Consider the following 19,244-nt stretch of genomic DNA (forward strand, 5'->3'; position numbering starts at 1 on the left):
TTTCGCTGCGGTCACCAGGTGACCGGGAGTTCGTTGACGCCCTGGATCGTCGTGCCGGGGCGCAGCGTCAGTTGCTCGACGGGGACGGCCAGACGCAGCGTGGGAATGCGGTCGAGCAGGGCGGTGAGGATCACTTCGAGTTCCAGGCGGGCCAGGTTCTGGCCGAGGCACTGGTGCACTCCGTAGCCGAAGGCGATGTGGTGGCGGGGCGAGCGGTGGACGTCGAAGGTGTCGGGGTCCTCGAACACCGCCCCGTCGCGGTTGGCGATGGAGTTGGTGACGATCACGCCCTCACCGGCCCGGATGAGCTGGCCGTCGATCTCGATGTCGGCCTTGGCGAGGCGACCGCCGGCGACGTCGGCGATGGCCAGATAGCGCAGCAGTTCCTCGACGGCGCCGGGAATGAGGCCGGGGTCGGCGCGCAGGGCGGCGAGCTGGTCGGGGTGCTCCAACAAGGTGATCACGCTGAGGGAGGTCATCGAGGCCGTGGTCTCGTGGCCGGCGACGAGCAGCAGCAGTGCGGTCGCGACCAGCTCCTCGCGATCGATCTCGCCGTTGGCCAGTTGCTCGGCGACGAGGCTGCCGAGCATGCCCTGGCCCGCGCCGCCGCCGGGCTCGGCCTCCAACTTGGTGATCAACCCGCCGAGGTAGCGATCGAGGTCGTCGCGCGCGGCGACCGTATCGGCCGCGTCCGTGGACTGCACCAGACGCCTGCTCGCGTCCTGGAAGAAGGCGTGGTCGGCGTAGGGCACGCCGAGCATTTGGCAGATCACCATGGAGGGCACCGGCAATGCGAACTGGCTGACCAGGTCGGCGAGCGGCCCTGCGGCGAGCATCTCGTCGATGAAGCCGTGCACGATCCGCTCGATGTCCGTACGCATGCCCTTGATGCGCTTCACGGTGAAGTCGCTGATCAGCATCCGCCGCCGGGTGCCGTGCTCCGGCGGGTCGAGGCTGATGAAGGCGGGGCGGCGGTCCCGCAGGCCCTGGAAGCGCGGCGAGGTGGCGGGAAAGTCGTCGTGGGTGCGGTCCGAGGACAGCCGGGGGTCGGACAGCAGCTTTCGCGCCGTCTCGTGCTTGGTCACCACCCACGCCTGGCGGCCGTCGTAGAGGGTCACCCGGCGCAGGGGTTCTTTTTCGTCCCGCAGCCTGGTGTACCCCTCGGGCAGCCGGTACGGGCAGGTGCGGTCGTTCGGGAAGGCGAGGGCGTCTTCGGTGGGGGGCAGTTCGGTAGGGGCGGTTTCGGTCTGGTGCGTCGCAGCAGTCTCGGTCATCGATCCCCTCGAATCTCCGACGGTTAAAGAACTGTCAGTTCTCTAATAGAGAGGCTAAAGTGCTGCCACAGGGAACGCAACGGCACCTCGGTAAACACTCAGGAGTCACGCTGTCACTGAACGTCAACCCAACCGTCGAATCGGCCGTCGAATCCGCCGTAGACCACCGTAAAGGGCCCCGCCGCCGCGGCGAGGAACTGGAACGCGCCATTCTGACGGCCGCCCTCGAGGAGCTCACCGAGGTGGGCTACGCCGGGCTGACCATGGAACGGGTGGCCGCCCGCGCCCGCACCAGCAAGGCCGTCCTCTATCGCCGCTGGCCCGGCCGCGCCGAGCTGGTCGTCGACGCGTGCAAGCTGCGCGCCGTCTCCGACGTCGACGTCCCTGACACCGGCGCACTCCGTACGGACGTGATCTCCCTGCTGCAGCAGGTGTCCGCGAAAATGGCCAGCGCGCTCGGCGGCATCCTGCGCGGTCTGATCGCCGAGATGACCCGCGATCCCGACTTCGCCAGAATGATCCGGGAACGGGTCCACACCGTCGGCCCCGCGACGATCCACATCATCCTGGAGCGGGCCGTCGAGCGCGGCGAGGTCGAGCCGTGGATCCTCGAATCCCGGCGGGCCACGGTCGCGATCGATCTGCTGCGCAATCAGTTCCTGCTCTATGGAGCACCCGTCGAGGACGAGGTCATCAGGGACATCGTCGACGACGTGTATCTGCCGCTGGTCCTGAGCCCGGCCCCGAACCGGCAGGCTGAGCGCGCGCTGTGCGACGGCCTCAGCTCGTGACGGCTCCTGGCCGTTGCATGACGTTCCAGATCCGGGTCGCCACATGCAGGTTCAGCCTGCTGTCCACGTCGGCGAGATCGGTGCCGCTGATCTCGCGGATCCGCTGGAGCCGGTAGCGGAGCGTGCTGCGGTGGATGGCCAGCGCCTCGGCTGTCTCGTCGTAGTTCCCGCCACACTCGAAGTACTGGGACAGGGTCTCCACGAGGGCGGTGCAGTGGAGCGCGTCGTAGTCCAGGAGGCGGCCGAGCCAATGCCGGGCGAACTCCTGGACCTCCTGGTAGTCGTTGCGGGGGCCGAGGAGGCGGTAGAGGCCGAGGTCGTCGAAGGACGTGGTGCCGTACGTTTCGCGGGACCGCCGGCGGACCTCCAGCGCCCGCAGGGCCTGCTGGTAGGAGCGAGGCATGTCGCCCGGGGCATCGCAGCGGCCCCCGACGCCGATCGCGCCGGCCGCGGTCCCGGCCTCCCGGGTCAGGGCCGAGTACAGGGCGCCGTCCTGGGGGCTCCCCTGGGTCACCAGCACCACCATGTTCGAGCGGCGGGTCAGCAGCGACCGTATGCCGAGGCCCGATGCCGACCGGTCGACGGCACGGACGAAGGAGTCGTCCGCCGTCCGGTCCAGCCACTGGACGGCGACCACGTGGTGGGGCCCGTGGAGGTCGTGGCCGACCGCCTCGGAGCGGGCGTAGGCGCTCGCGTCGTCCGTGCCGGCCAGCAGATCGTCGACCAGGTCGCGCCTCAGTCGTAGCTCGACCTCGGCCAGATTCCGTAGATGCGTCAGCTCAAGGGCGAGCGAGGTCGCGGCGTGCTGCAGCGCGAAGACGGTGTGCTCGTCGGCTGTGCCGTCGGGGTCCACGAGGGCGAGCACCCCGAGCACCTCGCCGCGCGGCTGGGCCAGAGCGATCAGCCGCTCCCTGACCCGCACGGGCTCGAGCCGACGGGCGACCTGCTGCAGCATCTCCTCGCGGCGCGCCGGGTCCGCCTTGGGATACGGATCGGGGCGGCCGGGGCCCGCCCAGGCCTTGAGATTGCCGAAACGGTCCTCGATCACCGCGGGGAGGCCGGTGATCACGTGCAGGGCCCGGGCGATGCCGCTCTCGCCGCCCTCGAGGGCGGCGACCTGGGCGAGAGCGTCATGGACGCCCCGCTGGCGTTCCAGATCGGACACCGACGTACTCAGCTGCTCCCGCTTGACCGCCAGCTCGTCCCCCAGACGGCGCAGCTCCACGGCGTCCGCACGCTCCCGGCGGCGCGCGGCCACACCGGCCAGGGCCGCGGCGGCCTGCTGTACGAGCACCGTGAGCAGGAAGGTCTCCTCCTTGCTCGGCCGGGACCGCGCGCCCACGACGAGATAGCCGCAGAGCCCGCCCAGGCCGCGCAGGGCGAACGCCCAGCCCCAGGCCGAGCCGGAAAGCGCCACAGGCCCGTCCTGTTCGACCAGCTCCCGTACCTGCCGGTCTACGGCGGCAGTGGCACCGGGCGAGTCGGCAGGGCTGCGGGTCAGGTGCTGATCGACCAGGAGATAGCCGGCCTCGGCGCTGCACGGGCTCACGGAAGCCACCCGGGCCATCGCCAGGTGGAGGATCTCGCTCTCCTCCTCGCAGCCGGACATGGCGCCGGAGAGTGTGAGCAGGCTGTCCCAGGACCGCACCACCTGTCGATCCAGGTCGAGAGCGGGCTGGGCTTGTTGCACGTCCCGGTTGGTGTCCGCTGCGATCACCTCGTCGCTGCACCGCATCCTCGGAGAAAGATCGTGCCTCCAGTATCCATCCGCCCGCCTGACCCGGCAGGCGGAGCCGGTAGCGGGTTTTTGATCCCACAGGGGCAGGCGCGCACTGCCCGGCCTCGTCACCCTGGATGCCGGTGCAGTCCGGCAGGAAAGGCCCCGGCAAGGAAGGACAGGGAACGACATGGTCGTGATCGACAAGGCTGAACGGGCCATCGCCTCTCGACGTACGCCGACGCGGAACGCGCTGTCGACTACCTCTCCGACCAGGGGGTTTCCCGTCGAGAAGGTAGCGATCGTCGGCCACGACGTGCGTCTGGTGGAGCAGGTGATCGGCCGGATGGACTACGGCACCGCGGCACTGCACGGCGCGGCGGCCGGTGCCGTCCCCGGCGCCCTCATCGGCTGGATCTTCCGCCTTCTGAACTGGCTCAACCCCGTCGTTTCGGGGTTGCTACTGGCCCTCTACGGACTGATCTTCGGGGCCATCGTGGGTGCCCTGCTCGGGCTTCTCACGTACGCCCTCCAGGGCGGCCGCAGGGACTTCGCCTCGGTGAGCGCGATACAGCCCAGCCGGTACGAGGTCGTGGCCGAGGAGGACGTCGCCGACGAGGCGGCCCGGCTGCTGGCAGGACTGCAGGGGACGACAGGCGACGCTTCCGCCGCGTGGGACGACGGCGGGGCGAAATCCGTCGGGAAATGGTGAAATGGTGATGCCGATGGTCACCCAGACCGATCCGCACCTCGCACTGATAGGCCCGGTGACCCCGCGTACCCCGGAAGGGTGCGAGGAGTGCCTGATCCTGGGTACCCCCTGGGTGCACCTGAGACTCTGCCTGACCTGCGGGCACGTCGGCTGCTGCGACTCCTCGCCGGGCAGGCACGCGCGCCGTCATGCCGGTGCCGTGGGTCACCCCATAGTGGCGTCCATGGAGCCGGGCGAGAACTGGCGCTGGTGCTTCGTCCACGAGGCCATGGTCTGATGGCCGCGGAAGGAGGGCCCGCCGAGAACGTCCCCTTCGAGACCCCCGACCTCTACGGGGCCTACCCCCGGCTGACGGACGAGCAGATCGACCGTCTGGCCGCTCACGGAGACCGGTTCCCTTTCGAGCCCGGCCAGGTGCTGATCCGGGAAGGGGAGCCGTGCGAGCAGTTCTTCGTCGTCCTGAACGGCTCCGTCGCGATCGTCGAGCACTACGGAACGCCGGACGAGCGGATCCTCCAGGTGCACGGCCCGGGGCGCTTCCTCGGGGAGATTGGGCTGCTCCAGGGCCAGGTGGGCTTCTACACCGCGGTCGGCCACGACCCGGGAGAAGTCCTCGCCGTGCCCGTCGACCGGCTGCGTGCCCTGGTGGCCCGGGACGCCGTCCTCGGCGACCTCGTCCTTCGCGCCTGCCTGGGCCGCCGCGCCCTGCTGGCAGGGCTCGGCGCGGGATTCCGTATCCTCGGCTCGCGCTACTCGGCCGACACGCGGCGGCTGCGCGAGTTCGCCGCGCGCAACCGGCTGCCGCACCGCTGGATCGACCTGGAGACGGACGAGGAAGCCGAGGCCCTGCTGCGCCGTTTCTCCATCGGCCCCGAGGACACGCCGATCGTCATCTGGCAGGGCCACCAGCTGCTGCGCAACCCCAGCAACGCCGAACTGGCCCGGCTCATCGGCCTGCCCGCGCCTTCCTTTGACGAGAGCCCCAGCGACGTGCTCATCATCGGCTCCGGCCCCGCCGGACTGGCCGCAGCGGTCTATGCCGCCTCCGAGGGACTGAGCACCACCGTCGTGGAGGCGATCGCCACGGGCGGCCAGGCCAGCACGTCATCACGCATCGACAACCTGCTCGGCTTCCCTTCGGGGATATCCGGTGCCGAGCTGGCCGAGCGCGCCGTGTTCCAGGTGCAGAAGTTCGGCGCCCTGATCAGCGTCCCGGCGGAAGCGACCGCGCTGAAGCCGCGTGACGACCACTACGCCGTCACATTCGCCGACGGCGGCACAGCCACCGGCCGTACGGTCATTCTGGCCACCGGCGCCCGGTACCGCAGGCTCGTGGTCCCCGGGATAGAACGGCTGGAAGGGACGAGCGTCTACTACGCGGCGACCCTGTACGAGGCCCAGCAGTGCCGGACGGATCCGGTCGCCGTGGTCGGGGGCGGCAACTCGGCAGGCCAGGCCGTGCTCTTCCTCGCCGACCAGGTGCCCCGGGCGTACCTGCTGGTACGCGGCGGAGATCTTGGCAGCCATATGTCGCGCTACCTGATCGACCAGATCGAACGCCATCCGCGCATAGAGGTGCTGCTGCACACCGAGGTGAGCGAGGTCATCGGCGATCCCGTCCTGGAGTCCCTCGTGATAGTGGACAACCGCACCGGAGAGCGCCGCGAACTTGACGCCCGCGCCCTGTTCGTCTTCACCGGCGCCGACCCCAGCACGGACTGGCTCACCGGCTCGCTCGCCCTCGACGAACATGGCTTCGTCCTGACCGGTGCCGAGGCGCAGGCTGACACGGCCCCCGGCACCTGGGAGAGCCGGGACCGGAACTGCATGATCCTCGAGACCACCCTGCCGGGCGTCTTCGCAGCGGGCGATGTCCGCAGCGGCTCAGTGAAGCGGGTGGCCTCCGCGGTCGGCGAGGGGGCGATGGCCGTCCACCTCGTCCATGAGCACCTCGGCCACAAGGCCACCAGCGGTACGAGATGAGCGGGCCGGGGCGACTGCGCTCGTGCTCTCCGGTCGAGCGGCGGCGGAGGCTTTCGTCCCCGCAGGCGCAGGTCCGAACCCGGGCCCACTTGCCACACTTGACCCAAGCGTCAGCCCGGCAGCGAGGCCCCCACGGGAGAAGCCCATGACGACCATCGCCGGCTCCGAACTCGGCACCGTCACGACTAGGGTGCCCGCCAGACTCGACCGACTGCCGTGGTCCCGATTCCACTGGCGCATTGTGATCGGCCTCGGGACCGTCTGGATCCTCGACGGCCTCGAAGTGACCATCGTCGGGGCCGTGGCCTCCCGGATGACCGAGCCGGGCAGCGGCATTCACCTCACCAGCGCCGACATCGGCACGGCCGCCGCGATCTACGTGGCGGGAGCCTGCTTCGGCGCTCTTCTCTTCGGCCACCTCACGGACCGCTTCGGACGCAAGAAGCTGTTCATGGTCACGCTGGCCATCTACGTCCTCGCGACCGTCGCCACCGCGTTCTCCCGCGAGCCCTGGTACTTCTTCCTCGCGCGGTTCATCACCGGCATGGGCATCGGCGGCGAGTACGCCGCTATCAACTCGGCCATCGACGAACTGATCCCGGCCCGCAACCGCGGACAGGTGGACCTGGCCATCAACGGCAGCTACTGGGTGGGCGCCGCCGTCGGCAGTCTGGCCGCCCTGCTGCTCCTCGACACCTCGATCTTCGCCGCCGACCTGGGCTGGCGGCTGGCCTTCGGCATCGGCGGCGTCCTCGGCATCGCGATCATGCTGGTGCGGCGCAGCGTCCCCGAGAGCCCCCGATGGCTGTTCATCCACGGGCACGAGGAGGAGGCGGAACGCATCGTCGACCAGATCGAGGCAGAGGTGCGGGCGGAAACCGGCCGGGAGCTGCCGGAGCCGGGTGAGCCCATCACCGTCCGGCAGCGCAAGGTCATCCCCTTCACCGAGATCGCCCGGGTGGCCATGCAGCGCTATCCGCGCCGTGCCCTGCTCGGACTTGCCCTCTTCATCGGCCAGGCCTTCCTGTACAACGCGATTGTCTTCGACCTGGGGACGCTGCTGCACGGGTTCTTCGGCGTCGGCTCGGGCTCCGTCCCGTACTTCATGGTCATCTTCGCGGTTGCCAACTTCCTCGGGCCGCTCCTCCTGGGCCGGCTGTTCGACACGGTCGGCCGGAAGCCGATGATCACCGGCACCTACCTCGGCTCGGCGGCCATCGCCGTCGTACTCGCGGTCCTGCTGTGGAACGGTTCACTGACGGCCTGGTGGTTCTTCCTGCTGGTGTCGGCGACCTTCTTCGTGGCCTCCGCCGGAGCGAGCTCCGCCTACCTGACGGTCAGTGAGGTCTTCCCCATGGAGACCCGGGCGCTGTCCATCTCACTCTTCTTCGCCGTGGGCACAGGCGTCGGCGGTATCACCGGGCCGCTGCTCTTCGGGCAGTTCATCCACAGCGGGAACTCCTACCTGGTGGCCATCGGCTTCATCATCGGCGCCGCCGCCATGGCGCTCGGCGGAGTGGCCGAGATCTTCTTCGGCGTCCGCGCCGAGCAGCAGTCCCTCGAGAACATCGCCAGGCCCCTCACGGCCGAGGAGGCGGACGCGGAGGCGCACAAGGAGCCGTCCCCGCATGCCGTACGCGACAGTGCGCGCCCCGCCGAAGTCCGCCGGGCGGCACACGAACAGGACCGGCGGATCGCCGCACGCAACGCCCGCCGCAGCACACACGATCGCGCCGGCTCGCGCAAATACCGTCCCGGCCCCGGAACCGGCAGCGCGTTCTACTCCCCGGGCATGGTCGGCAGCGCCTCTACCGCGAGCAGGTACTCGGCCATGGCCGACCAGTCGCTCGACGACGAGATCGAGCAGGTCTCCAAGGCCCTCGCCGAGCACGGACCGACCCGGCGCGAGGATCTTGAACGGATCGTCAGAGGCCGGTCGTGGGGCCCCCGCCGCTTCTGGCGGGCACTGCGCGAAGCCGTACGGGAGTCGCGCGCGGAGAGCCTGCCCGACGATGTCTACGCTCCGTCCGGATCCCGGACACCAGAAAGGTGACACCAGAGAGGTGATGAGTGATGACCGCGCCAGTCCGGCAGAACCGAACCCCCGGAACAGGAGACCACCAAGCCTCGCCACGTGGAGATCACCGATCACAGCGGCGACCGCAGCGGCTGAGGCCGGCGGTCCGGAGTTTCGGTCCAGCGTTTCAGAGGAGCAGATCGAAGACTTCCCGGACCTGGTCCCAGTGGTGACTCTGCGGGTTCTTGAGGTCCGGGTGGAGGATCTTGAACGTGTGGGCGAGCGCCAGGCTCAGCCCGCCGATGATCTCCGGGTACAACGACTCGGTCTCCTCATCGGGCGCGCGGTCCAGGACCGGGTGGGTGGCCAGCTGGTCCAGGATCGGCTTGAGCTCGATCTCGTCGTCGATCTTCCGGAAGCGGTGAATGCTCTCCTGAAGCCCCTTGGTGATCGGCAGGTCCGAGGGCCGGATGACATCCCGGCCATTGGCCTTCGCGGTCGCCTGCGCGACGATCAGAAGGTCGTAGAGCTTGGCGTCGACGAAGTCGCTGTAGCGTTTGAGATCACTCTTGTCGACGTTCAGTCCCGCAGCCACGCGGAAGAACCTCTCGAACCTGGACACGGACATCACGGTCATCGCTGCAACCTCCGGGAAGTCCGGCGCCGGGCGGTCGCTCGGCGCCCTCGTCTCCCGAGCCAGCCTGACTCATGAGAGGCGGGGCCGCATGCGCACGCCGGGACTAATCACGCCGGTCCTTCTGCTCCCGGCAGGCCGGTGCACCGCCCCCGGACCCTCTCAGGCGACCCGTTCCGCCTCGCGCTTCTGCCGGCGCATGCGCAGGGCCCGCAGCACCCGCAGCGGAAACAACCCGACGAGCGGGGCACGGCGACCCAGATCCTCCCGGTCCTCCCGGTCGAACGCCTGCGCGTAATGGCAGGCGTCCTCGGCGGACGGATACCGCTTGGCGCCTTCGACACCACATCCGCGCCCGCAGCGCCAGCGCATCGTGTCCCCGGCACCGTAGAAGCGGAAGCGATGTCCGAGAAGCCTGCAGCGCAGCATCGTGCCTCCTCTTTCGCCCTCCGGGGCGATACCGGGCTTCTTCCAGCATGAACCCGGCCGCCGGCTCGCCGTCCATCCATGTAACCCGCGCCGCGAGGACGTGGCCGCGCTGAGCGGCATGTCGGTCGACTACTACGTCCGGCTCGAACAGGAACGCGGCCCGCAGCCCTCCGAGCAGATGACCGCGGCCCTCGCCCGGGGCCTGCGCCTGTCCCTGGAGGAACGCGACCACCTCTTCCGCCTCGCCGGCCACCCCACCCCGCGCCGCGTCTCCCGCACCGACCACGTCAGCCCCGCCATGATGCGCGTCCTGGACCGCCTCGAGGACACTCCGGCCCAGATCATCACCGACCTCGCCGAAACCCTCGCCCAGACCCGCCAGCCCGGAAATCGCCCACCTGTGGGACCAACACGAAGTCGGCCTCCACTACGACGACCACAAGACGGTCGTCCACCCCGAACTCGGCCACCTCCAACCGCACTGCCAGGTCCTGCTCGCCCCCGACCAGGCCCAAGCCCTGCTCATCTTCACCGCCACCCCCGGCACCGACAGCTACGAGAAACTCAAGCTCCTCGCCGTCATCGGCGCTTAGACGGGCTGGGGACGACCGAACAACAGGTCGTAGCCCGGCGGGAGCTGGAGGATGACCCGGCGCATCAGCTCATCCTCGGCGGCGTCGGCGACGACGCTGAGCACGGCGCTGACGTCCCACTTCGCGGTCTCCTCGGTCGCTCCCTCGATCCATGCGGCTGTTGCCCGCACGAACCGCTCAGGGGAGAGCGGCTCGGGCGCCTGGAGCGGGTTGAGAAGTACCAGCGCGTATGTCTCGGGAAGTCGTGCGGCCAACTCGGCTCTCTCGGATCCCACCACATGCGCACCCAGAAGCGCGAGGACGACGCGTGCCGCCCGCTCGGCTTCCTGCCGCGAGGAGTATTCGCCCCGTTCCTGGACCGCCTCCAGGAACGCTTCCCACCGCATCACCATGCCGGATCCCCTTTCGGACGCGGGTCGCTTCGAGTCACTGCCGCGGTCGCGGAGCGGGCCGGCTTGCCCGGGTGACCGCCCCGCGTCGGGCGGTTCAGCTGCGGAGCTGCCGGGGGCTGTTGCCGCCGCTGATGGCGATCTTGCGGGGCTTGGCCTGCTCGGCGACCGGGATACGGAGTCGCAGGACGCCGGCGTCGTAGGCGGCGTCGATGCGCTCGGTGTCGAGGGTCTCGCCCAGGAACAGCTGGCGGCTGAAGGAGCCGACGGGCCGTTCGTTGATCAATACTTCCGCGTTCTCGCCGGCGGTGGGGCGGCGATCGGCCTTGACCGTCAGGACGTTGCGCTCGACGTCGAGGTCGATCGACTCGGGGTCCACCCCGGGCAGGTCCAGTTCGACGACGCAGGTGTCACCGTCACGGAAGGCGTCCATCGGGATGGCCGCCGGCCTCGCTGTGGTCCCCATCAGCTGCTGCGTCAGCCGGTCGAACTCACGGAAGTGGTCGGTACGCATGAGCATCATCGGTCACTCCTTTCCCGGATACGGGACGCACACGGCGACACCACCTATATAACTCCACGCAGCAAACTTGACAACCCTCCACTCACTCTTGGAGTGAAAGAAGTGCCAACAGCTCGTGGGCCGGGGTCACGCCCTGCTGAGCGGCGTCGCAGCCATGGCGGCCAGCACGGCGTCGGGGTGGAGGGGAGTTCACGGAAGCGGGCGCCGGTGGCGTGGAAGACGGCGTTGCTGATTGCAGCGGCGGTACCGACGATGCCGATCTCGCCGATGCCTTGACGCCGAGGGAGCCGAGGTGGGGGTCGTCCTCCTCGATCCAGTGGGCCTCGATGTCGGGGATGTCGGCACTGGCGGCGACGTGGTACCCGGCGAGGTCCTGTTCGGCGAAGTCGCCGAAGGCGGGGTCGATGTGGCTGCCCTCGCGCAGTGCCATGGACAGGCCCATGACCATGGCACCGACGAGCTGGGAGCGCGCGGTGCGGGGGTTGAGGATGCGGCCGGCGGCGAAGACCCCGACGAGCCGCCGTACGCGGGTCTCGCCGGTGTCGGTGTCAACCTGGACCTCGGCGAACTGGGCGCAGAAGGAGTGTGGCGTGCGGCTCCATGGGGTGGTTGTGGAGGGCGGAGGGTCTGGTAGGTGGCGTCGATCCGCACCGGGGCTCGCTCGAAGGCGGCCTCCGCGTCGCCGCGTACGGGTCCGGCCGTCCGGGCCGAGCAGGTGGACGACGGCGTCGAATGCGGCGAGCGCGACCGCCATGTCACCGGGGTAGGTGGCGACGCACAGCTCGGAGGCGCCGAGGATCGCCAGATCGCGGTGCGCGCCCTCGACGGCGGGGCAGCCGGTGCCGGGGGCGCGTTTGTTGCAGGGCTTGGAGGTGTCCTGAAAGTACACGCAGTTGGTCCGCTGCAGCAAATTGCCGCCGACCGTGGCGGCGTTGCGGAGCTGGCCCGAGGCGCCGGCGAGGATTGCCTGGGACAGGGCCGGCCAGCGGTCCCGTACGAGGGGGTGGACGGCGAGGTCGGTGTTGCGTACGGCGGCGCCGATGCGCAGGCCTCCGGCGTCCGTCTCCTCAACGCCATCGAGGGGAAGCCGGGAGATGTCGATCAGGACCTCGGGGGTCTCGACGCCCAGCTTCATCAGGTCGACGAGATTGGTGCCGCCCGCCAGGAAGCGGGCCCGGGGCGAGCCGGCGAGACCGGCGACCGCGTCGGCGGCGTCCAGGGCCCGGCGGAACTCGAACGGCCTCATCGCGCCACGTCCTGGATGGCCCGGACGATGTTGGCGTACGCGCCTCAACGGCAGAGGTTGCCGCTCATCCGCTCCTTCACGTCGGCGTCGGACAGCTCCGTCTCACCGGCTTCGGCAGCCTCGGCGAGCATCCCGGCGGCGGAGCAGATCTGGCCGGAGGTGCAGAAGCCGCACTGGAAGGCGTCGCGGTCGATGAAGGCCCGCTGCAGCGGGTGGCGTTCGGCACCGTCGGCCAGGCCTTCGACCGTGGTGACCTCGGCACCGTCCAGGGACACGGCCAGCAGCAGGCAGGCGGCCATCCGGCGGCCGTCGACCAGGACCGTGCAGGCCCCGCACTGGCCCTGGTCGCAGCCGGACTTGGTGCCGGTCAGCCCCAGTTCCTCGCGGAGGGTTTCGAGCAGGGTCGCCCGGTTGTCAAGCAGCAGGGTGCGGGGCGTGCCATTGATGCGCAGGGCCACCCCGGCCGAGGGGACTTCCGGGTCCACGGCGCCACTTCCTCGTCGTACGGCAGGAGGGCGCCTTACCGGTAACCGAGTGGGGGGTGATCGAAACCTGCCGTACGCGATGTCACCCGGCGGTGCGGCGACTGCCGGTGTCAGCGGCGGGCCGCCAGGGTCTCGGCGAGGCGGTCGATGAAGACCCGCTGCCCCTTGACGAGCTTTTCGCGTGCCTCGTCGAGGCCGAACCATTCGGCCCTGTCGATCTCGGGAAACTCCTGGAGGCGCCCCGAGCCTCTCGGCCACTCCATGGTGAAGGTGCCGGGCACGACCAGGGCGGGGTCGAGGTCGCCCTCCACGGCCCAGATGGTGACGATCTTGCCGCTCGGCTGCCGGGCCTCGCCGAGCGGGACCGGTTCGCCGTCAGGCACGGGCAGGCCCAACTCCTCCAGGAACTCGCGGCGGGCGGCCGCCAACGGCTCCTCGCCGGGCTCGTACTCCCCCTTGGGCACCGACCAGGCGGCCTCGTCCTGGCCCTCCCAGAACGGTCCGCCCATGTGCCCGAGGAGCACTTCGGTCTCCCCGCCCGGGGAGGTGCGGTGGAGCAGGATGCCGGCGCTGCGCTTGACTGCCACGGGCCGATTCTGCCGTGCCGGTCGCCCGGCCGCGCCCGATACTGACGCCATGACGGCTCCCCACTACCGGGAACTCGGCCCGCGCCGGCGCCGCAGGCTGCTGCTGCACTCGCTCGTGCGGTCCTCGCTGAGCACGGCAACCCTGGTGACCGTCTACTACCTGGCCCCGCTGGACAGCCCGCGCGACGCGGTCCCGCTGGTGCTCCTCGTGCTGGGCCTCGCGGTCTTCGCCGGGCTGATGGCCTGGCAGCTCAGGGCCATCGCGCGAGCGCCGTATCCCCGGCTGCGGGCGGTGGAGGCCCTGTCGATGGCGCTGCCGCTGCTGCTGGTGCTCTTCGCGGCCGCGTACATCCTGATCGAACAAAATGCGCCGGGTGCCTTCTCGGAGCCGCTGAACCATACGGACGCTCTGTACTTCACGGTCACCGTGTTCGCGACGGTCGGCTTCGGTGACATCGTCCCGGTGACCGCGACCGCCCGGCTCGTCACGACGGTGCAGATGGTGATCGACCTGCTGGCCATCGGCGTGATCGCGAAGGTCATCCTCGGCGCCGTCGAGACCGGCCTGCGGCGCCGGGAGTCCGGCCGGCCCGACGAACCCGACGCCCTGTCATGACCGCCCCCGCCGCCGCCCCCACGACGCCGTCCGAGCTGCTGCGGACCCCCGGCTACCGGCGGCTGCTGCTGCTCGCCGCGCTGGTCGGAATCCCGGTCTCGCTGGTCGCCTTCGGCTTCGTGGCCCTGGAGCACTTCCTGGAGCACCAGACCTGGTCGTCGCTGCCGCACGCCCTGGGGTACGCCACGCCGCCCTGGTGGTGGCCGCTGCCCGCGCTCGGGCTGTGCGGGGTGCTGGTGGCCTGCGCCGTCGCGTATCTGCCGGGGCACGGCGGCCATATCCCAGCCAAGGGGCTCGGGGTGTCCCCGACGCTGCCCTCCGAGGTGCCCGGCGTGATGCTGGCGGCGCTGGCCGGCCTGTCGCTGGGTGCGGTGCTCGGTCCGGAGGCGCCGCTGATGGCGATCGGCAGCGGCCTGGCCCTGTTGACGGTACGCGCGGCCCGGCGGGCGGCGGCGCCGCAGATCGGCGCGGTGTTGGGCGCGGCCGGCTCGGCGGCGGCGATCTCGACCATCTTCGGCAGCCCGCTGGTGGCCGCCATCCTGATGATCGAGGCCGCAGGGGTGGCCGGCCCGCAGTTGTTCGCGCTGATCCTGCCGTGCCTGCTGGCCAGCGGCGTCGGCGCGGTGGTCTTCCACGGCTTCGGCGACTGGACCGGCCTGGACATCGACGCGCTGACCCTGCCCACGATCCCGCCGGTCGAGACGGTGGACGCCGGTGACTTCCTGTGGGGAGTGCCACTGGCGGTACTGATCGCGGCCGTCGTGGTCGCGGCGATGGCTGTCGGCGGCCGGGTCGCGACCTGGACGGCCCGCGCCGTGGTGCGGCGCACTGTCGCCGCGGCGGTCGCGGTCGGCGTCTGCGGCAGCGCGTACGCACTGGCCACCGACCGCTCGCCGGAGGAGGTCGCGCTCTCCGGGCAGGCCCTGCTCGCCGAGCTCGCGGCCGATCCGCACTCCTGGCCGGTCTCCGCGCTGCTCCTGCTGCTGTTCTTCAAGGGCCTGGCCTGGAGCGTCTCGCTGGGCGCCCTGCGCGGCGGTCCGGTCTTCCCGGCGGTGTTCCTGGGCTCGGCCCTGGCCATGGCCTGTTCGGCGCTGCCCGGCTTCGGGGTGACGCCCGCGCTGGCGGTGGGCCTGACGGCGGGCGGGACGGCTGTGCTGCGTCTGCCGGTTTCGGCGTCGGTGCTGGCCACGCTGCTTTTGGGCAAGGACGCGGCCGATCAGATGCCGCTGGTCATCGTCGCCTCGGTGGTGGCCTGCGCCGCCGGTGAGTTGCTGCGCGGCCGGTTCACGACGTGATGGCCACAGCCTGCCTCACGTACTCGCCCTTGCCGAGCTCCTCCAGCATGAAGTGGGCGACGTCGGCGTACGAGATCTTCGAGGTGAGCCCGAGCCGCAGATCCGTACCTGCGCGGTAGCGCCCGGTGCGGGGGCCGCCCCCGAGGACGGCCGGGCAGACGATGGTCCACTGGTCGCCTTCGGCCCGGACGAGGGCATCCTGGCGGTTCTTGTCCAGCATGATCTGCCGGATGGCCACGGACATGGCGTAGAAGTACAGGTCCTTGCGGCGGCCCTCGCCGGTGTCGTAGCAGCCCACGGCGATCAGGCGGCGTACGCCCTTGTCCCTCATCGCCGGAAGGATCGCGCGCATGCCGTCGGTGCAGACGGTGACGCCCCACGGCTTGCGGGTGCCCAGGGCGCTGAGGACGGCGTCGGAGCCCTCGATCGTACGCGCCACGGCGGCGGCGTCCTGTACGGAGCCGGGCTCGACCCGCAGCCCCTCGCGGGCCGGAAGGGCGGCGGGATCGCGGACCAGGGCCGATATCTGGTGGCCGCCGGCCAGGGCCTGGTCGACAAGTTGGCGGCCGACGTGGCCGGTGGCTCCGAATACGGCCAGGCGCATGTCCATCCACCTCTTCCGGGGGCGGGCGCCCCCAGCGGTCAGCCTACGGCTGCGCGGCCCCTGACCCGGAGTCGGGCGCCTGCTGTTCCCGTTCCCGCAGGATTTTGGCGCGGTGCGTCAGCACGGCCGCGGCCGCGAGGGCGCTCGCGGAGAAGGCCACGGCCCCCACCCAGGGGCGGTCGAGGCAGTGGCCGGTGAGGTGGTCGAGCGAGTAGCGGCCGGGCCCCGCGATGCCGATGCCGGCGGCGGAGTAGCCGAGGAAGGCGGGCAACTCGAAGCCGCCGGACATGGCGAAGAAGCCGGCTGGGGCGTGCACCGAGACGGCTCCGGCCATGGCGCCGGCCGCGGCCGCACCGGCGGCGGGGGTGGCCAGGCCAAGGGCGAGCAGGGCGCCGCCGCCGGCCTCGCCGAGTCCGGCGGCCAGGGCGCTCGGCTTGCTGGGCACGAAGCCCATGTGCTCCATGGCGGAGGCGGTGCCGTCCAGGCCGAGACCGCCGAACCACCCGAAAAGCTTCTGGGCGCCATGGGCGAACAGCACGCTGCCGAGGCCGAGACGCAGGGCGAGCAGTCCGAGGTCCTTCCGGTTGAACTGGGCCATGACCGGGTCCTCTCCTGGCGGCGGATAGGTGTCCAGTCTTCGCGCCTGCCCCGTCCGGCGCCGCCCAGGCTGGTCCGATCGGGCATGCCGCGCACCCACGCGGCGCTCCGGAGGTGATCTCGGACGGGTTCGCGGGTACGAGCCCACGGCGGGCCCGGAAACAGACCCGGGAACAACCACGTCCGTTCGGCGGTTCGCTCGCACAGAGCAACTCGGAAGGAGCCCTGATCAGGGTGAGTAGTCCAACGGCCGAGGCCGGCGCGGCAGGGTCTGCGGCGAAGGGAAGCGCAGAATGGCACAACCCGCTTCGCGCCCCGTTCGACCGCCGTCTGCCCCGTATCGCCGGCCCGTCCGGCCTGGTGGTCTTCGGCGTCACCGGTGACCTGTCCCGTAAGAAGCTGATGCCGGCCGTCTACGACCTGGCCAACAGAGGCCTGCTGCCACCCGGCTTCTCCCTGCTCGGCTTCGCCCGCCGGGACTGGGGGGACGAGGACTTCGCGCAGGTCGTCCACGACTCGGTGAAGGAACACTCGCGGACCGAGTTCCGCGAGGAGGTCTGGCAGCAGCTCGCCGAGGGCATGCGTTTCGTGCCCGGCGAGTTCGACGACGACCAGGCCTTCGAACGGCTGCGCGAGGCGGTGGGCGAGCTCGACAAGGAGCGGGGGACGAGCGGCAACTTCGCCTTCTACCTCTCGGTGCCGCCCAAGTTCTTCCCCAAGGTGGTGCAGCAGCTCAAGAAGCACGGCCTGGCCGACGCCCCGGCCGGCTCCTGGCGGCGCGCGGTCATCGAGAAGCCCTTCGGCCACGACCTCAAGAGCGCCGAGGCGCTCAACCAGGTCATCCACGAGGTCTTCCCGCCCCAGGAGGTCTTCCGGATCGACCACTACCTCGGCAAGGAGACGGTCCAGAACATCCTGGCGCTGCGCTTCGCCAACACGATGTTCGAGCCCATCTGGAACCGGTCGTTCGTCGACCACATCCAGATCACCATGGCCGAGGACATCGGCATCGGCGGCCGGGCCGGCTACTACGACGGCATCGGCGCCGCCCGCGACGTCATCCAGAACCACCTGCTGCAGCTCCTCGCGCTCACCGCGATGGAGGAGCCCTCCGGTTTCGACGCCGAGGCCCTGGTCACCGAGAAGCTCAAGGTCCTCAAGGCCGCCAAGCTCCCGGACGACCTGGGCAAGCACACCGTGCGCGGCCAGTACGCCGCCGGGTGGCAGGGCGGCGAGTTGGTCGTGGGCTACCTGGAGGAGGAGGGCATCAATCCGCAGTCCAAGACCGACACCTACGCCGCCATCAAACTGGAGATCGACAACCGCCGTTGGGCGGGCGTGCCGTTCTATCTCCGCACCGGCAAACGCCTGGGACGCCGCGTCACCGAGATCGCGGTGGTCTTCCAGCGGGCTCCCCACTCCCCCTTCGACACCACCGACACCCAGGAGCTGGGGCAGAACGCCCTGGTCATCCGGGTCCAGCCGGACGAGGGCATCACGGTGCGCTTCGGCTCGAAGGTGCCGGGCACCTCGATGGAGATCCGGGACGTGACGATGGACTTCGCGTACGGCGAGTCCTTCACCACGGCCAGCCCGGAGGCGTACGAGCGGCTGATCCTGGACGTCCTCCTCGGTGACGCCAACCTCTTCCCCCGCCTCCAGGAAGTTGAGGAGTCCTGGAAGATCCTCGACCCGATCGAGGAATACTGGGACAAGCACGGCCGGCCCGAGCAGTACACGGCCGGGACCTGGGGCCCGAAAGCGGCGGACGAGATGCTCGCACGAGACGGCAGGAGCTGGCGCCGGCCATGAACATCGACCTGACACAGACCACTTCAAGCAAAATCAACTCCGCGCTGATCAAGGCCCGCAGGGCCACCGGAAGCCCGGCCGTCGGCATGGTGCTGACCCTCGTCATCGTCACCGACGAGGGCAACCACTACGACGCCCTCAAGGCCGCCAGCGACGCCTCGAAGGAACACCCGTCGCGGATCCTGGTCGTCATCAAGCGCCCGGGCCGCACCCAGCGCGACCGCAAGAACACCCGCCTGGACGCCGAGGTACGGGTGGGCGGGGAGACCGGCACCGGCGAGACCGTCCTGCTCCGGATGCACGGCGAACTGGCGGACCACGCGCACAGCGTGGTGCTGCCCCTGCTCCTGCCGGACGCGCCCGTCGTCGTCTGGTGGCCGGTCGACGCAGCCGAGAATCCGGCCAATGACCCGCTCGGCGCCCTGGCCCAGCGGCGGATCACCGACGCGTACGCCGTCGAGCAGCCGCTGAGGCAACTGGCGCTGCGGGCCGCCTCGTACACCCCCGGCGACACCGATCTGTCCTGGACCCGGCTGACCCCGTGGCGCAGTATGCTCGCCGCCGCGCTCGACCAGGCCCGGGCCACCGTCACCTCGGCGGCCGTGGAGAGCGAGGCGGACAACCCGAGCGCCGAACTGCTGGCCCGCTGGCTGGGCGCGCGGCTGCGGGTGCCGGTGGAGCGGGTGGTCACCGAAGGCCCGGTGGTCACCGCCGTACGGCTGCGCACGCCCGACGGCGAGATCCACATCGACCGGCCGGAGGGGCCGTTGGCCAGGCTGTCGATTCCCGGCCAGCCGATCCGGCATCTGGCGCTCAAGGTGCGGACGACCGCGGAGCTGATCGCCGAGGAGCTGCGCCGGCTCGACCCGGACGAGGCGTACGCGGAGGCGCTGCGCTACGAGGAGAAGCCGGTCGAGGGCGCGACAGCCGCTGCCTGACG

The 19,244-nt window shown here is 70.5% G+C and carries 20 protein-coding genes and 1 pseudogene; 10 read left to right on the plus strand and 11 right to left on the minus strand.

The annotated features are described in order from the left end of the window. Positions 1-11 precede the first annotated feature (11 nt). Positions 12-1,274, minus strand: coding sequence for a cytochrome P450 (locus tag EFK10_RS38445; RefSeq protein ID WP_127360294.1), 1,263 nt, complete (start codon positions 1,272-1,274; stop codon positions 12-14). Positions 1,275-1,333: 59 nt separating this feature from the next. Here EFK10_RS38445 and EFK10_RS38450 point away from each other — a divergent pair, with 59 nt between their 5' ends. Beyond that, entirely contained in the window at positions 1,334-2,065 is a 732-nt protein-coding gene (locus tag EFK10_RS38450; protein ID WP_322973456.1) for a TetR/AcrR family transcriptional regulator, read from the plus strand. On the opposite strand, the gene EFK10_RS38455 is transcribed toward EFK10_RS38450, so the two are convergent. Next, positions 2,055-3,800 (minus strand): PucR family transcriptional regulator, encoded by a 1,746-nt coding sequence (locus EFK10_RS38455; protein ID WP_206305755.1) that lies wholly within the window; start codon positions 3,798-3,800, stop codon positions 2,055-2,057. The genes EFK10_RS38450 and EFK10_RS38455 overlap by 11 nt on opposite strands. A gap of 172 nt (positions 3,801-3,972) precedes the next feature. On the opposite strand from EFK10_RS38455, the gene EFK10_RS38460 reads away from it, so the two are divergent. The 4 genes from EFK10_RS38460 to EFK10_RS38475 all read left to right on the plus strand — a co-directional run bounded on the left by EFK10_RS38460 (position 3,973) and on the right by EFK10_RS38475 (position 8,530). Next, positions 3,973-4,494, plus strand: coding sequence for a general stress protein (locus tag EFK10_RS38460; RefSeq protein ID WP_240677730.1), 522 nt, complete (start codon positions 3,973-3,975; stop codon positions 4,492-4,494). A 13-nt stretch (positions 4,495-4,507) separates the two neighbouring features. Further along, positions 4,508-4,771 (plus strand): UBP-type zinc finger domain-containing protein, encoded by a 264-nt coding sequence (locus EFK10_RS38465; RefSeq protein ID WP_127360295.1) that lies wholly within the window; start codon positions 4,508-4,510, stop codon positions 4,769-4,771. Continuing rightward, on the plus strand, positions 4,771-6,477 hold the full coding sequence (locus tag EFK10_RS38470; protein ID WP_127360296.1) for an FAD-dependent oxidoreductase: 1,707 nt from the start codon (positions 4,771-4,773) through the stop codon (positions 6,475-6,477). The genes EFK10_RS38465 and EFK10_RS38470 overlap by 1 nt, the downstream gene beginning before the upstream one ends. Before the next feature lie 145 nt (positions 6,478-6,622). Next, positions 6,623-8,530 (plus strand): MFS transporter, encoded by a 1,908-nt coding sequence (locus tag EFK10_RS38475; RefSeq protein WP_127360297.1) that lies wholly within the window; start codon positions 6,623-6,625, stop codon positions 8,528-8,530. 151 nt (positions 8,531-8,681) lie between these two features. Here the strand turns inward: EFK10_RS38475 and EFK10_RS38480 are convergent, their stop codons facing one another. Both EFK10_RS38480 and EFK10_RS38485 read right to left on the minus strand, forming a co-directional pair. After that, the gene (locus EFK10_RS38480; protein ID WP_127360298.1) at positions 8,682-9,131 is read right to left on the minus strand and encodes a DUF1931 family protein; all 450 of its coding nucleotides are present in this window, start codon (positions 9,129-9,131) and stop codon (positions 8,682-8,684) included. Between the two features lie 159 nt (positions 9,132-9,290). Then, entirely contained in the window at positions 9,291-9,557 is a 267-nt protein-coding gene (locus EFK10_RS38485) for a hypothetical protein (protein WP_127360299.1), read from the minus strand. Positions 9,558-9,585: 28 nt separating this feature from the next. On the opposite strand from EFK10_RS38485, the pseudogene EFK10_RS38490 reads away from it, so the two are divergent. Next, positions 9,586-10,150: pseudogene (locus tag EFK10_RS38490) on the plus strand (MmyB family transcriptional regulator). Here the strand turns inward: EFK10_RS38490 and EFK10_RS38495 are convergent. From EFK10_RS38495 to EFK10_RS38515, 5 genes are all read right to left on the minus strand, one after another. Continuing rightward, on the minus strand, positions 10,147-10,542 hold the full coding sequence (locus EFK10_RS38495; RefSeq protein WP_127360300.1) for a DUF2267 domain-containing protein: 396 nt from the start codon (positions 10,540-10,542) through the stop codon (positions 10,147-10,149). The pseudogene EFK10_RS38490 and the gene EFK10_RS38495 overlap by 4 nt on opposite strands. Before the next feature lie 94 nt (positions 10,543-10,636). Then, the gene (locus EFK10_RS38500) at positions 10,637-11,059 is read right to left on the minus strand and encodes an Hsp20/alpha crystallin family protein (RefSeq protein ID WP_206305760.1); all 423 of its coding nucleotides are present in this window, start codon (positions 11,057-11,059) and stop codon (positions 10,637-10,639) included. Positions 11,060-11,144: 85 nt separating this feature from the next. Next, entirely contained in the window at positions 11,145-12,308 is a 1,164-nt protein-coding gene (locus EFK10_RS38505; protein ID WP_164836318.1) for an FAD binding domain-containing protein, read from the minus strand. A gap of 44 nt (positions 12,309-12,352) precedes the next feature. Continuing rightward, positions 12,353-12,793: a (2Fe-2S)-binding protein gene (locus EFK10_RS38510; RefSeq protein ID WP_240677731.1), complete on the minus strand. Its 441-nt coding sequence runs from the start codon at positions 12,791-12,793 to the stop codon at positions 12,353-12,355. 110 nt (positions 12,794-12,903) lie between these two features. After that, positions 12,904-13,380 carry an NUDIX domain-containing protein gene (locus EFK10_RS38515; RefSeq protein WP_407647233.1) on the minus strand — a complete coding sequence of 159 codons (477 nt, stop codon included), beginning with the start codon at positions 13,378-13,380 and terminating at the stop codon, positions 12,904-12,906. 49 nt (positions 13,381-13,429) lie between these two features. Between EFK10_RS38515 and EFK10_RS38520 the strand changes: the two genes are divergently transcribed. Next, complete coding sequence (locus EFK10_RS38520) at positions 13,430-13,996, plus strand: potassium channel family protein (RefSeq protein WP_127360304.1); 567 nt, start codon at positions 13,430-13,432, stop codon at positions 13,994-13,996. After that, positions 13,993-15,291 (plus strand): chloride channel protein, encoded by a 1,299-nt coding sequence (locus EFK10_RS38525; RefSeq protein ID WP_127360305.1) that lies wholly within the window; start codon positions 13,993-13,995, stop codon positions 15,289-15,291. The genes EFK10_RS38520 and EFK10_RS38525 overlap by 4 nt, the downstream gene beginning before the upstream one ends. Here the strand turns inward: EFK10_RS38525 and EFK10_RS38530 are convergent. Beyond that, the gene (locus EFK10_RS38530; RefSeq protein WP_127360306.1) at positions 15,281-15,895 is read right to left on the minus strand and encodes an NAD(P)-dependent oxidoreductase; all 615 of its coding nucleotides are present in this window, start codon (positions 15,893-15,895) and stop codon (positions 15,281-15,283) included. The genes EFK10_RS38525 and EFK10_RS38530 overlap by 11 nt on opposite strands. A gap of 43 nt (positions 15,896-15,938) precedes the next feature. Then, a complete protein-coding gene (locus EFK10_RS38535) occupies positions 15,939-16,493 on the minus strand; it encodes a DoxX family protein (RefSeq protein WP_127360307.1) in 555 nt (184 codons plus the stop codon). Between the two features lie 233 nt (positions 16,494-16,726). Here EFK10_RS38535 and zwf point away from each other — a divergent pair, with 233 nt between their 5' ends. After that, positions 16,727-18,304: a glucose-6-phosphate dehydrogenase gene (gene zwf, locus EFK10_RS38540; protein ID WP_240677732.1), complete on the plus strand. Its 1,578-nt coding sequence runs from the start codon at positions 16,727-16,729 to the stop codon at positions 18,302-18,304. After that, positions 18,301-19,242, plus strand: coding sequence for a glucose-6-phosphate dehydrogenase assembly protein OpcA (gene opcA / locus EFK10_RS38545; protein WP_127360308.1), 942 nt, complete (start codon positions 18,301-18,303; stop codon positions 19,240-19,242). Before zwf ends, opcA begins: the two co-directional genes overlap by 4 nt. Positions 19,243-19,244 lie beyond the last annotated feature (2 nt).

Origin of the sequence: Streptomyces soli, from assembly GCF_003999195.1 — a bacterium.
In the GTDB taxonomy this organism is placed as follows: domain Bacteria; phylum Actinomycetota; class Actinomycetes; order Streptomycetales; family Streptomycetaceae; genus Actinacidiphila; species Actinacidiphila soli.

Bases quoted from the DNA above. Each gene is read 5' to 3' on its own strand.
- EFK10_RS38465 (WP_127360295.1), top strand. From the start codon at position 4,508: ATGGTCACCCAGACCGATCCGCACCTCGCACTGATAGGCCCGGTGACC.
- EFK10_RS38495 (WP_127360300.1), bottom strand. From the start codon at position 10,542: ATGGTGATGCGGTGGGAAGCGTTCCTGGAGGCGGTCCAGGAACGGGGC.
- EFK10_RS38520 (WP_127360304.1), top strand. From the start codon at position 13,430: ATGACGGCTCCCCACTACCGGGAACTCGGCCCGCGCCGGCGCCGCAGG.
- EFK10_RS38525 (WP_127360305.1), top strand. From the start codon at position 13,993: ATGACCGCCCCCGCCGCCGCCCCCACGACGCCGTCCGAGCTGCTGCGG.
- EFK10_RS38470 (WP_127360296.1), top strand. From the start codon at position 4,771: ATGGCCGCGGAAGGAGGGCCCGCCGAGAACGTCCCCTTCGAGACCCCC.
- EFK10_RS38460 (WP_240677730.1), top strand. From the start codon at position 3,973: ATGGTCGTGATCGACAAGGCTGAACGGGCCATCGCCTCTCGACGTACG.
- EFK10_RS38480 (WP_127360298.1), bottom strand. From the start codon at position 9,131: ATGACCGTGATGTCCGTGTCCAGGTTCGAGAGGTTCTTCCGCGTGGCT.
- EFK10_RS38535 (WP_127360307.1), bottom strand. From the start codon at position 16,493: ATGGCCCAGTTCAACCGGAAGGACCTCGGACTGCTCGCCCTGCGTCTC.
- EFK10_RS38485 (WP_127360299.1), bottom strand. From the start codon at position 9,557: ATGCTGCGCTGCAGGCTTCTCGGACATCGCTTCCGCTTCTACGGTGCC.
- EFK10_RS38505 (WP_164836318.1), bottom strand. From the start codon at position 12,308: ATGAGGCCGTTCGAGTTCCGCCGGGCCCTGGACGCCGCCGACGCGGTC.
- EFK10_RS38530 (WP_127360306.1), bottom strand. From the start codon at position 15,895: ATGCGCCTGGCCGTATTCGGAGCCACCGGCCACGTCGGCCGCCAACTT.
- EFK10_RS38475 (WP_127360297.1), top strand. From the start codon at position 6,623: ATGACGACCATCGCCGGCTCCGAACTCGGCACCGTCACGACTAGGGTG.
- EFK10_RS38445 (WP_127360294.1), bottom strand. From the start codon at position 1,274: ATGACCGAGACTGCTGCGACGCACCAGACCGAAACCGCCCCTACCGAA.
- EFK10_RS38455 (WP_206305755.1), bottom strand. From the start codon at position 3,800: ATGCGGTGCAGCGACGAGGTGATCGCAGCGGACACCAACCGGGACGTG.
- EFK10_RS38500 (WP_206305760.1), bottom strand. From the start codon at position 11,059: ATGCTCATGCGTACCGACCACTTCCGTGAGTTCGACCGGCTGACGCAG.
- opcA (WP_127360308.1), top strand. From the start codon at position 18,301: ATGAACATCGACCTGACACAGACCACTTCAAGCAAAATCAACTCCGCG.